Origin of the sequence: Dyella japonica DSM 16301, assembly GCF_001010355.1 — a bacterium.
Taxonomy (GTDB): Bacteria; Pseudomonadota; Gammaproteobacteria; order Xanthomonadales; family Rhodanobacteraceae; genus Dyella; species Dyella japonica.
This window is the reverse complement of the sequence record NZ_JPLA01000043.1, coordinates 30,284-43,390: the sequence shown is the minus strand read 5'-3', so window position 1 is coordinate 43,390 and position 13,107 is coordinate 30,284. Positions and strand designations below refer to the sequence as shown.

At 65.3% G+C, this 13,107-nt stretch carries 9 protein-coding genes; 3 read left to right on the top strand and 6 right to left on the bottom strand.

The features are described from left to right. Positions 1 to 143: 143 nt before the first annotated feature. Complete coding sequence (locus Y882_RS14825) at positions 144 to 1,988, bottom strand: phosphoenolpyruvate carboxykinase (GTP) (RefSeq protein ID WP_280136532.1); 1,845 nt, start codon at positions 1,986 to 1,988, stop codon at positions 144 to 146. Between the two features lie 208 nt (positions 1,989 to 2,196). After that, entirely contained in the window at positions 2,197 to 2,775 is a 579-nt protein-coding gene (locus Y882_RS14820) for a TetR/AcrR family transcriptional regulator (protein ID WP_046972722.1), read from the bottom strand. Between the two features lie 127 nt (positions 2,776 to 2,902). Between Y882_RS14820 and Y882_RS14815 the strand changes: the two genes are divergently transcribed. From Y882_RS14815 to Y882_RS14805, 3 genes are all read left to right on the top strand, one after another. Continuing rightward, entirely contained in the window at positions 2,903 to 3,793 is an 891-nt protein-coding gene (locus Y882_RS14815; protein ID WP_046972721.1) for an alpha/beta fold hydrolase, read from the top strand. 42 nt (positions 3,794 to 3,835) lie between these two features. Continuing rightward, positions 3,836 to 6,307 (top strand): acyl-CoA dehydrogenase, encoded by a 2,472-nt coding sequence (locus Y882_RS14810; protein ID WP_046972720.1) that lies wholly within the window; start codon positions 3,836 to 3,838, stop codon positions 6,305 to 6,307. Positions 6,308 to 6,499: 192 nt separating this feature from the next. Beyond that, a complete protein-coding gene (locus tag Y882_RS14805; protein ID WP_046972719.1) occupies positions 6,500 to 6,967 on the top strand; it encodes a hotdog fold domain-containing protein in 468 nt (155 codons plus the stop codon). A 1-nt stretch (position 6,968) separates the two neighbouring features. On the opposite strand, the gene Y882_RS14800 is transcribed toward Y882_RS14805, so the two are convergent. From Y882_RS14800 to Y882_RS14785, 4 genes are read right to left on the bottom strand one after another with little or no spacing between them, the layout of a single operon-like run. After that, positions 6,969 to 7,964: a diguanylate cyclase domain-containing protein gene (locus tag Y882_RS14800; protein ID WP_046972718.1), complete on the bottom strand. Its 996-nt coding sequence runs from the start codon at positions 7,962 to 7,964 to the stop codon at positions 6,969 to 6,971. Further along, positions 7,961 to 8,530 (bottom strand): chemotaxis protein CheB, encoded by a 570-nt coding sequence (locus Y882_RS14795; RefSeq protein ID WP_046972717.1) that lies wholly within the window; start codon positions 8,528 to 8,530, stop codon positions 7,961 to 7,963. Before Y882_RS14795 ends, Y882_RS14800 begins: the two co-directional genes overlap by 4 nt. Before the next feature lies 1 nt (position 8,531). Next, on the bottom strand, positions 8,532 to 9,401 hold the full coding sequence (locus Y882_RS14790) for a CheR family methyltransferase (RefSeq protein ID WP_046972716.1): 870 nt from the start codon (positions 9,399 to 9,401) through the stop codon (positions 8,532 to 8,534). Continuing rightward, entirely contained in the window at positions 9,398 to 13,066 is a 3,669-nt protein-coding gene (locus Y882_RS14785; RefSeq protein ID WP_046972715.1) for a response regulator, read from the bottom strand. The genes Y882_RS14790 and Y882_RS14785 overlap by 4 nt, the downstream gene beginning before the upstream one ends. Positions 13,067 to 13,107 lie beyond the last annotated feature (41 nt).

Below are 13,107 nucleotides of genomic sequence, written 5' to 3'. Positions count from 1 at the left end.
TGGCGGGGCAGGCAGCAATCATCTTGCCAGCTTGGATGCGCCGGCGCGCTGCAAGGTTTAGAGCCGTTGGCGGGGGAGAGCGTCATCCCGCGTGAGTCGCGGGAGATCCTCGCCGGCCACGCGGGCCGGCGAGGGGGAGGGCGTCAGGAGGCGACGGCCGTGCGCGGCGGGACCGCCGCATCGTTGAGCGCCTTGGCGACGCGCTGCTGTTCGGCATGCAGTTCATGCGGCATGCGCTGGCCGAAGCTTTCCAGGTATTCGCCGATGGCGGCGAGTTCGGCGGTCCAGCCGGCCTGGTCCACTTCGAACAAGGTGTCGACCGTGGCGCGGTCGAGCTGCAGATCGTCGAGCTTGATCTCGCCGGCCTTGGGCAGCGTGCCGATCGGCGTGTGGTTGCCCGCGGCGCGGCCTTCCACGCGATCGATCATCCACTGCAGCACGCGCAGGTTGTCGCCGAAGCCCGGCCACAGGAAGCGGCCGTCCTCGCCCTTGCGGAACCAGTTGACGTGGAAAATCTTCGGCAGCTTGGCGCCCGGCTGGTCGAACGACAGCCAGTGACGGAAGTAGTCGCCGTAGTGGTAGCCGGCGAACGGCTTCATCGCCATCGAATCGCGACGCAGCACGCCGACGGCGCCGGTGGCGGCGGCAGTGGTTTCCGAGCCCATGGCGGCGCCCACCAGGACGCCGTGCTTCCAGTCCTTTGCTTCGAACACCAGCGGAATCAGTGAGGGACGGCGACCGCCGAACACGATCGCGCTGATCGGCACGCCCTGCGCATCCTCGGCGCGCGGCGACCAGGTCGGGCACTGCTTGGCACTCACGGTGAAGCGCGAATTGGGATGCGCGGCCGGACCGTTCGCCGGGTCATACGGACGACCCTGCCAGTCGGTGACCGGCGTGCCCGGCAAGCCTTCCCACCACGGCTGGTTGTCGGCGGTGACAGCGACATTGGTGAAGATGGTGTCGCGCGCGATGGTCGACAGTGCATTGGGATTGGTGGCGTCGCTGGTGCCCGGCGCCACGCCGAAGTAGCCCGCTTCCGGATTGATCGCGTACAGACGGCCATCCGCACCCGGTCGCATCCAGCAGATGTCGTCGCCCACCGTCCACACCTTCCAGCCTTGCTCACGATAAGCCTCGGGCGGAATCAGCATGGCCAGGTTGGTCTTGCCGCAGGCGGACGGGAACGCGGCGGCGATGTAATGCGTTTCGCCCTGCGGGTTCTCGATGCCGACGATCAGCATGTGTTCGGCCAGCCAGCCCTCGGACTGCGCCTGGTAGCTGGCGATGCGCAAGGCGTGGCACTTCTTGCCCAGCAGCGCGTTGCCGCCGTAGCCGGAGCCGTACGACTTGATGGTCAGCTCTTCCGGGAAATGCATGATGAAACGGCGCTCGGGATCGAGTTCGCCGGTGGAGTGCAGGCCCTTAACGAACGTCCCTTCGCGCTCGATGCGCGCCTGCGCGGCAGCGCCCATGCGCGTCATGGTGCGCATGTTGGCGACCACGTACGGGCTGTCGGTGATCTCCACGCCGCAGCGGGCGAGCGGGGAATCGATCGGGCCCATGCAGTAGGGGATCACATACATGGTGCGGCCTTCCATGCAGCCGTCGAACAACGCATCCATCTTGGCGTGTGCTTCGGCCGGGGCCATCCAGTGATTGTTCGGACCGGCGTCGTCTTCGGCCTTGGTGCACACGAAGGTGAGGTGTTCGACACGCGCCACGTCGGAGGGGCTCGAGCGGTGCAGGTAGCAGCCCGGATGGGTCTCCTGGTTCAACTCGATCAAGTCGCCGGTGCCCAGCATGTGCTGCACCAGCTGCTGGTATTCGGACTCCGAGCCGTCGCACCAATGGATCTTGGCGGGACGGGTCAGCGCCGCGACTTCATCAACCCAGCGCTGCAGCGCTGCCAGCTTGCTCGACATCGTTTCCTCACTCTGGTCTGGAGCTAAAAAAGAACAGAAACGGTAACTTACGCGCACTGGCATGGCAAGGTTTAGCGCAGCAGAGGCAACTGGGCGCACCCTGATTTCGCTGCTGGACCCGATAGTTACAAGTGCAACTGCAGACCACTTCGGAAGCTGGACTACCAGTGGTTGGGGTGGTCTTGTCCAAGCCACCCACCGGCCCTGCGCCCACAACAGAAAACGCCGCCCGAGGGCGGCGTTCGTGCAAGCGATGCTGCCTGGCCGAGGGTCAGGCCGGCGTGAGCGTCCGGATCATGTGCTCCACGTAGGCATCGAACTCGTCATGGCTGATGCGCGGCAGGCCCAGCGTGAAGTTCAGCTGCAGGAAGCCCACATAGGCGGCATAGGTGAGGCGGGCGCGATTGAGCGCCTCTTCCGGCGACAGGCCGGCCTCGCTGTAAATCGTGGTGAGGAATTCCATGCGGCGCTGCGAGACGCGCGCCATCACCGGCACCACCTGCGGGTGGTCCAGCGCCTTCAGCAGGGCGGCATACACGCGGTGCGGTGCGATTTCGTGCGCCACGCGGCGGAACAATTCGGGCAGGCGCGCGCGCGGATCGGGCATGGCCTCGATCTGGCTGATCACCTCTTTCTCGCCGTATTGCTCCCAGCGCTCCAGCGCCGCCTGCAGCAGCGCTTCGCGGGTACGGAAATGCCAGTAGAAGCTGCCCTTGGTGACGCCCAGCTGGCGGGCCAGCGCCTCGACGGCGAGGGCGCCAACGCCCTGGTCGGCGATCAGCCGGAGGGCGGCGTCTTCCCAATCCTCGGCGGAAAGGCGGGTGCGTTCGGGTTTGGCGCTTGCATTCATACGCGTATGGTAGCCCCTGTGGGGCGCTTTGCAATTGGCGTACGGGCAAGTCGTTGAATCGGCGGAACCTCCGCGTTGCCGCAGCGCATATTGACGCAGCCAATTGTTGCCATCCATACTCGTGCGTATGGTATCGACAGCCTCCACCCAGAAATCCAGCCACCAGGTCACGGCGGTCGACGGCCTGACGCTGGCGATCGAAGTCCGCCAGCCGACCGGTTATCCGACCCTGCTGTTCGCGCACGGCTTCGGCCAGACGCGAGGCGCCTGGCGCAGCACGGCCGAGGCGCTGGCCGAGGAAGGCTTCCGCTGCGTCACCTTCGATGCGCGCGGCCATGGCGAGAGCGGTCACGTGGCGGGCGGCGATTACCACATGGAGCAATTCATCGGCGACCTGCGCCTGCTGGCGCACGCCGAGCTGAGCAAGCCGATCCTGGTCGGCGCGTCGATGGGCGGGCTGCTCGGGTTGGTGATCGCGGGCGAGATCGATCCGGAGGCGTTTCGTGCGCTGGTACTGGTCGACATCACGCCGCGTTGGGAGACCAAGGGCGTGGAACGCATCCTGGCCTTCATGCAGGCCCATCCCGCCGGCTTCGAAAACTATGCGCAGGCAGCGGATGAAATCGCCAAGTACATGCCGCACCGCGCCGAGCGCAAGACCGAAGACCAGTTGCGCCCTCTGCTGCGCGAAGGCGACGACGGCCGCCTGCGCTGGCATTGGGATCCGGCCCTGCTCAACGGGCTGGTAAGCGAGAGCGAGCGCTATCAGCCGCGCCTGATGTCGGCGGCGGCGAAGGTCAATGTGCCGGTGCTGCTGTTGTCGGGCGGCCGCAGCGATGTCGTCTCGCGCGACACCGTCGATGAGTTCCTGCAGTTGGTGCCGCATGCCGAGCATGTGGAACTGCCGCGCGCCACGCACATGGTCGCCGGCGACGCCAACGACGCATTCACCCGCGAGATCGCACGATTCGTGGGCCAGCTTTCTTCATCCGATCGCAGCGATGCGGTCACCGCCTGAATCCATGTTCCACCAAGACGTCATGCGTAACGAGGTGTTTGAATGTCCGTGATACTGACTTTGCTGGCGGCGCTGATTGCCACTGGCGCCTGTGCCTACCACCGCAGCAGCCTGCGCACGTGGGCGATTGCGACGGTGATCGCCACCGTCGTGGTCGGCCTGATCGCCGGCGCGCCGTGGACGACTTTCATCCTGGTGGTGATCGAACTGGCGATCGCCGTGCCGCTGCTGATGGACGGTTTCCGCCGCAAGCAGATCAGCGCGCCGCTGCTGAAGATCTTCGCCAAGGTCACGCCCAAGCTTTCCGAAACCGAACAGACTGCGCTCGAAGCGGGCACGGTCGGCTTCGAAGGCGAGCTGTTCTCGGGCAAGCCCGACTGGCATGAGCTGCTCAAGCAGCCCAAGCCGGAATTGAGCGTGGAAGAGCAGGCCTATCTCGACGGTCCCGTGGAAGAACTCTGCGGCATGATCGACGACTGGCAGATCACGCACGAACTGGCCGACTTGCCGCCGGACGTCTGGGCCTTCATCAAGAAGCACAAGTTCTTCGGCATGATCATCCCCAAGCAGTACGGCGGCCTGGGCTTCTCGGCGCTGGCGCACTCGGCGGTGCTGCAGAAGCTGGCGACCATGTCGGCCACGGTGGCCTCGACGGTGGCCGTGCCCAACTCGCTGGGCCCGGCGGAACTGCTGCTGCACTACGGCAGCGATGAGCAGAAGAACCATTACCTGCCGCGCCTTGCGATAGGTGAAGAGATTCCGTGTTTCGCGCTGACCGGCCCGTATGCCGGTTCCGATGCCACCTCGATCACCGACTTCGGCGTGGTCTGCAAGCAGGTGGTCGATGGCGTCGAAACGCTGGGCATGAAGCTCACCTTTGACAAGCGCTACATCACGCTGGCGCCGATCGCCACGGTGGTGGGTCTGGCCTTCCGTCTGTACGACCCCGAGAAACTGCTGGGCGACAAGGAAGATCTCGGCATCACGCTCGCGCTGCTGCCGCGTTCCACCCCGGGCCTGGAGATCGGCCGTCGTCATTTCCCGCTGAACGTGCCGTTCCAGAACGGCCCGCTGCACGGCAAGGATGTGTTCGTGCCGATGTCCGTGCTGATCGGCGGCCCGCATATGGCCGGCCATGGCTGGCGCATGCTGGTGGAATGCCTGTCGGTGGGCCGCGCCATTTCGCTGCCGTCCAACGCCACCGGCGGCGTGCGCGCCGCTGTCGCTGCCACCGGCGCGTATGCGCGCATGCGCAAGCAGTTCGGTCTTTCCATCGCGCGCTTCGAAGGCGTGGAAGAAGCACTCGCACGCATCGGCGGCCTGACCTATGCCACGGCCGCGCTGTCGCGCGCCACGGCGGCAGCGGTCGATCGCGGTGAGAAGCCGGCGGTGCCTTCGGCCATCGCCAAATATCACGCCACTGAATGGGGCCGCACGATTGCCGGCGATGCGCTTGACGTGCATGGCGGCAAGGGCGTGCAGCTAGGCCCGAAGAATTACGCGGGCCGCGCCTGGCAGGGCGTGCCCATCGCCATCACGGTGGAGGGCGCCAACATCATGACGCGCAGCCTGATGATCTTCGGTCAGGGCGCCATTCGCTGCCATCCTTATGTCTTGAAGGAAATGCAGGCGCTGTCGATTCCGGACTATGGCGATCGCCTGAAGGCGTTCGACCGCGCGCTGTTTGGCCACATCGGCTTTGGCATCTCCAACGCCGTGCGTTCGCTCACGCTGGGCCTCACCGGCTCGCGCATCGGCGACACCGCGGGCGATGCCTATGTGCGTCGCTATTACCGCAAGCTCAATCGTTACTCGGCCGCGCTGGCGCTGTGTGCCGACGTCTTCATGGGCGTGCTGGGCGGCAAGCTGAAGTTCAAGGAGAAGCTGTCGGCTCGTCTTGGCGACGTGCTCAGCTACCTCTATATCGCCAGCGCCATGCTCAAGCGCTATGAGGACACGGGTCGTCCGGAAGCCGATCGTCCGCTGCTGGCCTGGGCGTTCCATGAGTGCATGTGGCGCATCCAGACCGCGCTCGACGGCGCCATCCGCAACTTCCCCGTGCGGCCGGTGTCCTGGCTGCTGCGCGCGCTGGTGTTCCCATGGGGCCGCCGCGAAGTGCCGCCGTCCGATCGCCTGGGCCGCCGAGTCGCCGCCATCATCACGGCGCCGGGCGAAGCGCGTGATCGCCTCACCGAGTGGACCTACCTCACGCCGACTGCCAACAACACCATCGGCCGCATGAATGCGCTGCTGCCAGATGTGATCGCGGCCGAGCCGGTGGAACGCAAGTTCGGCAAGGCGCAGAAGGCTGGCCAGTTCAAGTCGCACGACTACGTGGGGCAGCTGGTGGAAGCCATGCAGGCGGGCGTGATCAATACCGCCGAGTTCGAGCTGCTCAAGCGCGTGCGCGAAGGCGTGTTCGAGTTCATCTCGGTGGACGACTTCGATCCGTCCGAACTGCGTGCCGCGGTGACGCGCGCCGATCTGAAGAAGAAGTTGGCGGACGCGGCTTGATGAGGTCGGCGGGGTTTCGTTGTTGAAGGGACCTCGCTTTTCCGCTGTGCGTTGAAGGCGCTGGATCCCAGCTCTCGCTGGGATGACGGTGAGGGTCTCACTCTTGCTCGTCATCCCAGCGGAAGCTGGGATCCAGCGCCTTTGCGGTCCGACGACGCATCCCGACCACGCGCAACTCAAAGGAATGCGACGATGAACCAAGCGTTGTCCCTCTATCGCCGTCTTGTGTCGTTCCCTGGCGGTCGCTGGCTCTACGGCCGCCTGATCTGTTTCAAGGCGCCTTACTTCGCCACCATCTCTCCACAGTTCCGCGCGCTGGAACCGGGCCGCTGCGAAGTGGCCATCCGCGACCGTCGCCGGGTGCACAACCATATCGGCACCGTGCACGCCATTGCCCTGTGCAATGCCGCCGAACTGACCGCGGGCATGATGACCGACGTGACGATCCCGTCGAGCATGCGCTGGATTCCCAAGGGCATGACGGTGGAATACCTGGCCAAGGCCACCGGCACCCTCGTGGCGACGGCGCAGCCTGAATCGCCAGCGCGCGAGGCGACGAGCGGCTACGCGTGGCCGGCGCTGGTGAGCGTGCGCAACGCAGCGGGCGACGAGGTGTTCCGCGCGCGCATCGACATGTGGGTGTCGCCGCGCAAGGCGTGAATCAGGGCGACATCACGCAGCAGTTCTTGCCGCTGTCCTTGGCCTGATAGAGCGCGCGGTCGGCCGACTGGATCAGATCTTCATCGGCTTGTCCGTCACCCTTCCACAGGGTCACGCCAATGCTCGCGCTTACCTGGGCTTCGAACGGGCCATGACGTCCTTCGAGCGGATAGGGCGCGGCGAGCGCGTTGCCGATGTCCTGGCAGCGGCGCATCAGCAAGTCCACGTCGGCCACGTCTTCCAGGATCAGCGCGAACTCGTCGCCGCCCAGGCGCGCGACCGTATCGTTGCTGCGCACCTGGTCGCCGAGTCGATCCGCGATCGCCTTCAGCAGGGCATCGCCGGCTGGATGACCGTGGTTGTCATTGACGCCCTTGAAGCCGTCGATATCGAGCATGGCCAGTGCGAAGCCCGGCCCATGGCGTGGCACGCGCTGCATGGCGGTAAGCAGGCGGTCGTGGAACAGCGTGCGATTGGGCAGGCCGGTGAGCGTGTCGTGGGTGGCCTGGTGGCGGATCTGCGCCTCGATGCGCCGGCGCTCGGAAATTTCCGTGTTGAGCTGCTCGTTGCGCTCCTCGAGCTCGGCCAACGTCGACTTGAGCGCTGCACGTGCACGGTATAGCTCAAGGAATACGCGCACCTTGGACTGCAGGATCATGTCGTTGATCGGTTTGGCAATGTAATCGACCGCGCCGAAGTGATAGCCGCGCACGCGGTTGATGTCGTCGGCATACGCCGCCGTGACGAAGATGATCGGCGTCTCGCGCAGCCGTTCATCCTCGCCGATCAGGAAGGCCACTTCGAAGCCGTCCATCTCGGGCATGTTCACGTCGAGCAGGATCAGTGCGAATTCGTGGTCCAGGCATAGCGCCAGCGCCGCGTTGCCGTTGTCGGTCTCGTACAGCTCGGCGCCGCTGTCGGCGAGCAGGTGACGCATGGCGACGAGGTTGGCGGGCGTGTCGTCGACGACGAGAATCTTCGGGGCAGGCAGGTTCATGGCAGGCACAGGCGGTTGAGCAGCGGCGCAATCGCCGCCAGTGGAAGGCAATGGTCCGCGCCCGCGCGTTCGAGCGCGGCGGCGGGCATGGTCGCAACTTCGGCGTCGGTCGGTTCCTGCACAACGGCAAGCCCCCCCGCTTGTCGCACATGCACGAGCCCATCGGCGCCATCGCTGTTGGCGCCGGTGAGCACGATGCCGATCAGCGTGTCGCGATACGCCTCGGCGGCCGATTCGAACAGCACGTCGATGGAAGGGCGCGCAAAGCTCACGCGCTGATCCACCGACAACGAAAAACGCCGGCTGGCTTCCACCAGCAGGTGGTAGCCGCTGGGTGCCACATGGATCACGCCGCCACGCATGGGCGCGCGCTCGCGCGCCTCCTCCACCGGCAGGGTGGCGTGCTTGGCCAGCAACTCGCACAGCAGATCCACGGTGGCCGAGCCGGTATGGCAGCACACGGCGATGGGTTGGGGCAGGGCAGGATCGATCCCTGCAAACAACTGCTCCAACGCGGTGAGGCCGCCAGCTGAACAACCGATCACGATGGCCTGCGGCATGGCCATATCAGTCCTTGCCTGCACCGCGCGAGCCCAGGCGATAGATGCGGCGTGCCGCATCGACCGGCGTGAAGTCGGCGGCCGAGGGGGCGAAATCCAGGCTTTCGCGCGTGCCCAGGCAGAGGAAGCCGCCACGCACCAGGCTGTCGCGGAACAGCGCCAGGGTGCGGTCCTGCAGCGGGTCGGAAAAATAGATCAGCACATTGCGGCACAACACGAGATGCGCTTCGCAGAACACCTCATCGGTGACCAGGTTGTGGTTGGCGAACGTCACATTGCGACGCAGACGCTGGTCCAGCTTGATCAGTTCGTAGCGTGCGCTGTAGTAGTCGGCCAGCGTGTGGCTGCCGCCGGCCGCGAGATAGTTGCGCGACCACAGCTGCGCATCGCGCGAGGGGTAGATGCCTTCCTGCGCGTGCTTGAGCGCGGCCTCGTTGAAGTCCGTCGCGTAGATCTGCGTGCGGTCGTACAGGCCGGCTTCTTCGAGCAGGATAGCCAGAGAATAGACTTCCTGGCCGTGCGCGCAGCCGGCCTGCCAGATATTGATCTGCGGATAGGAGGCGAGCACGGGAAACACCTGCTCGCGCAGGGCGCGGAAGACATCGGGATCGCGGAACATCTCCGATACCGGCACAGACAGGCCTTCCAGCACCGCCGGCAGGAAATCGGCTTCGTGCAGCAAGCGGGTGGTGAGCGCACTCACTGTGTCGGCGTGCTGCGCATGGGCCAGCTGCAGCACGCGCCGCTTCAGCGAGGCCGGCGCGTACTGGGTGAAGTCATAACCGTGACGCAGCTTGAGCGCCCGCACGAACAGCTCGATCTCGATATCCTCGAGCGCCGTGTCGACCACTTTCGCCTTGTCGGCGCGCTTGCTCATCGATGCAGCCACACGTGCATCATCGACGACAGCTTGTCGATATCGATCGGTTTGGACAGGTAATCGTTGGCGCCTGCCTCCAGGCATTTCTCGCGGTCGCCGCGCATGGCTTTGGCGGTAAGCGCGATGATCGGCAGCTTAGCCAGCTGTGGCTGCGCGCGGATCTCGCGGATGGTGTCGTAGCCGTCCATTACCGGCATCATCACATCCATCAGCACCAGCTCGATATCGCTGTGGTCGGACAGCGCCTTGAGCGCTTTGAGGCCATCCTGCGCCATCGTCACGTGCATGCCCCAGCCGCGCAGCACCTTGGACAGCGCAAACAGGTTGCGCATGTCGTCATCCACCAAGAGCACTTTGCGATGGACCAGCTCGTGCGCATCGGTCAGCGCGGGTGCGGGTGGTGCTGCGGTCGTCTTGGCGCCCACGGCGGCCTGGCGTACGCGGCCGCCCTGGATGCTGTGCAGGAACAGGCTCACTTCATCCAGCAGGCGCTCCGGCGAACGTGCACCCTTGATGACGATGCTGTCGGTGTACTGGCGCAGCTTCAGGCTTTCCTCGCGGCTCAGCTCGCGGCCGGAATAAACCACGACCGGCGGAATGCTGCCGGCGGCGGCGAGCTGTTCGAGCAACTCGATGCCCGAGATGCCCGGCAGGCCCAGGTCCAGCACGATGCAGTCGTACGTGGTGCCGTGCATGCGCTCAAGTGCTTCCTCGGCGCTGCCGGCTTCCTCGATGCTGACGTCGTCGTTGCGCAGCAGGGTGCGCATGGCGGCGCGCGAATCGGCGTCGTCGTCCACGATCAGCAGGTGCCGCATACGGCCTTCGGCAAAATGCAGCAGGCGATCGAAGGCCTCGCCGATTGCTTCGCGGCTGACCGGCTTGGTGAGAAAGCCCACCGCGCCCAGGTCGCGGCCGCGGTTCGCTTCGTCCACCGCGGAAATGAAATGCACGGGAACGTGGCGCGTCGCGGCGTTTTCCTTCAGGCGCTCAATCACCGTCCAGCCGTCCATGCCCGGCAGCATCACGTCGAGCAGGATGCCGGTGGGGCTGTGCTTGGCCGCCAGTTGCAGGCCCGATTCGCCATCGGCGGCGGCCAGCACGCGGTAGCCCTTGCGACGGACCATGTCGGCGAGGATGCGCGCGAACACCGGATCGTCCTCGATGATGAGGATGACGGTGTCGCCCGGCATCATGCTGGCGCGGTCGTCTTCGATCGTTTCCGGCAGCAGCGCCTGGGTCATGGTGGGACGGGCCGGGGCGGGCGTGGTGATTCCGTTGGCAGCCGGCGCCATGGGCACGCCCGTAGGCCCTTCCAGCGGCAGCAGGATGGTGAACGTGCTGCCGTGTCCGACCTCGCTGTGCAGCACGATATCGCCATCGAGCAGTTCGGCGATGCGCTTGGAAATGGTCAGGCCCAGGCCGGTGCCGCCGTACTGGCGGCTGGTGCTGGCGTCGACCTGCTCGAACGCCTGGAAGATCTTCTGCGCCTTGTCCGGCGGGATGCCGATGCCGGTGTCGGTCACCGCGATGGCGATCACGTCCTTGCCCTGCATGCCCGCTGGCAGACTGATCGCCGCCGAGGGTCGCCCGATATGCGCCGTCACCGAGCCCTGGTGGGTGAACTTGAAGGCATTGCCGATAAGGTTGTTGGCGATCTGCTCGAGCTTGGTGGCGTCGGTGCGCAGCGTGGCCGGCAGGCCGGGGTCGATCTTCACGATGAAGTCGATCTGCTTGTCCTGCGCTACGTGGTTGAAGGTGCGCTTGAGCGCGCGTTCGAGGTCGGCCAGCGGGAAGTCGTCCAGCACCACATCCATCTTGCCGGCCTCGACCTTGGACAGGTCGAGGATGTCGTTGATCAGACGCAGCAGGTTGCTACCCGAGTCATGGATGATGCGCGCCGATTCCACTTGTTCGCTATCGAGATTGCCCTCGCGGTTGTCGGCCAGGCTGCGCGACAGGATCAGCAGGCTGTTGAGCGGCGTGCGCAACTCGTGCGACATATTGGCGAGGAACTCGGACTTGTACTGGCTGGCGCGCGCCAATTCTTCCGCCTTCTCCTGCGTCTCGCGCTGCAGGTTCTCAAGTACGTGTTTCTGCTGGTTAAGCGTGTCGGTCTTCTGGCGCAGTTCTTCGTTGGACGCCTGCAGCTCTTCGGTCTGCACGCGCAGTTCTTCTTCCGAGGCGAGCAGGCGCTGCGATTGCTCCTGCAGCTCGTGGGTCTTGGCGTTGAGTTCTTCGTTGGTGACCTGGAGATCCTGCTGCTGGCGGCGCAGGGTTTCTTCCGAAGCGCGCAATTCGTCGGCCTGCTCGCTGGTGCGCATGAGCAGATCCTGCGTGCGGATCGCGCGGCCGAGATTTTCCAGCGACAGCGAGGCAATCGGCAGCAGTTCGTTCAACAGGCGCTGCTGGGGCTCGGTGAAATGGTGGAAGCTGGCCAGTTCCAGCACGCCCAGCAGTTTGTCGCGCAGGATCAACGGCAGCACGGTGATGGTGTTCGGCGACGCCTCGCCGCTGCCGGAATGGATACGCACGTAATCCTCGGGCACGTCCTGCAGCGTGATCGGTTTGCGCTCCAGTGCGCTCTGGCCGACCAGCCCTTCACCCAGCGCGTATTCGGTGCTCAGATGGCGACGCTGCTGGTAGCCGTAGCTGCCTTGCAGGCGCAGCCGCTGGTCCTGCTCGTCAAAGCGATAGAACACACCCACGCCGCACTCGAGCAGCGGCCCCAGCGTGCCGGTAAGCTGTTCGGCGAACTCGCGTTCGGTTTCCACTTTCTGCAGGTCGCTGGCGATCTGCGAAACCTGCGTCTTCACCCAGGTCTGCGCCGCCGTTTCGATGGCCATCTGCTTGAACACCTGCAGGGCACGGGCTATCTCGCCGATCTCGTCGCGACGTTCGAGCTGGCGGATTTCCACGCTGTGATCGTGTCCGGCCAGGCGCGTCATCAGATCCGTCATGCGGCGAATCGGCCGCGTGATCAGGCGGAACGTCATGTACACCACCGAACCACCCAGGAGCAGGCTGAGCAGCATGGTGATCCAGGTGACGGCGCGTACTTCCCGCACATCGCGCTGCTGGGTGGCTTCACGCTGGTCCAGCAGGGCGGCCTCGGTGTCGTCCATCTGCTTGAGCACGCCGAGGATGTCGGCCACGAAGACGGTGCGGTGCGCGAGATAACTGGTCTGCACACGCACGCGTTCCAGCGCCGCTTCGGTGGCGTCGCTGCCGCGGACCGCCTGCATGGGCTCGATGCCGTGCTGCAACGCGTCCTTCTGCCATTGGTCCGCCATCGATTCGATGCGGTCAATGCGGCCCTGCTGCAGCGGGTTGTCGGTCGTGAGGGTGCGCAGCTCGCTCAGGTCCCGGGCGAGCGCTGCGTCCGCCTGCTGGTGCGCTGTCAGCTCGGCACCTTGCGGATTGAGCAGGAAACCGCGCAGCGCCATCTGGCTGGCCTGCAGGTGTTCGGTCACGTCGTCGATCTTGGCGCGCACGTCGTAGGTGTGACGCGACCAGTGCGTGCTGATGTCCTGCCGCGACAACGACTGCAGGCTCACCACGCTGCAGATCACGAACAGCAACACCAGGGTGCCGATGGCGACCAGGATCTTCTGCTGCATCGGCTGGTGGGCCAGCCAGGAATAGCGATTTTTCGGGGCGGCCATACGTCTTCACAGTGGTCTAGGCCTGGCAGTCCTGCCAGGCC

Coding starts and splice junctions, on each gene's coding strand:
- Y882_RS14825 (WP_280136532.1), bottom strand. CDS start 1,988: ATGCCAGTGCGCGTAAGTTACCGTTTCTGTTCTTTTTTAGCTCCAGAC.
- Y882_RS14820 (WP_046972722.1), bottom strand. CDS start 2,775: ATGAATGCAAGCGCCAAACCCGAACGCACCCGCCTTTCCGCCGAGGAT.
- Y882_RS14815 (WP_046972721.1), top strand. CDS start 2,903: ATGGTATCGACAGCCTCCACCCAGAAATCCAGCCACCAGGTCACGGCG.
- Y882_RS14810 (WP_046972720.1), top strand. CDS start 3,836: ATGTCCGTGATACTGACTTTGCTGGCGGCGCTGATTGCCACTGGCGCC.
- Y882_RS14805 (WP_046972719.1), top strand. CDS start 6,500: ATGAACCAAGCGTTGTCCCTCTATCGCCGTCTTGTGTCGTTCCCTGGC.
- Y882_RS14800 (WP_046972718.1), bottom strand. CDS start 7,964: ATGAACCTGCCTGCCCCGAAGATTCTCGTCGTCGACGACACGCCCGCC.
- Y882_RS14795 (WP_046972717.1), bottom strand. CDS start 8,530: ATGGCCATGCCGCAGGCCATCGTGATCGGTTGTTCAGCTGGCGGCCTC.
- Y882_RS14790 (WP_046972716.1), bottom strand. CDS start 9,401: ATGAGCAAGCGCGCCGACAAGGCGAAAGTGGTCGACACGGCGCTCGAG.
- Y882_RS14785 (WP_046972715.1), bottom strand. CDS start 13,066: ATGGCCGCCCCGAAAAATCGCTATTCCTGGCTGGCCCACCAGCCGATG.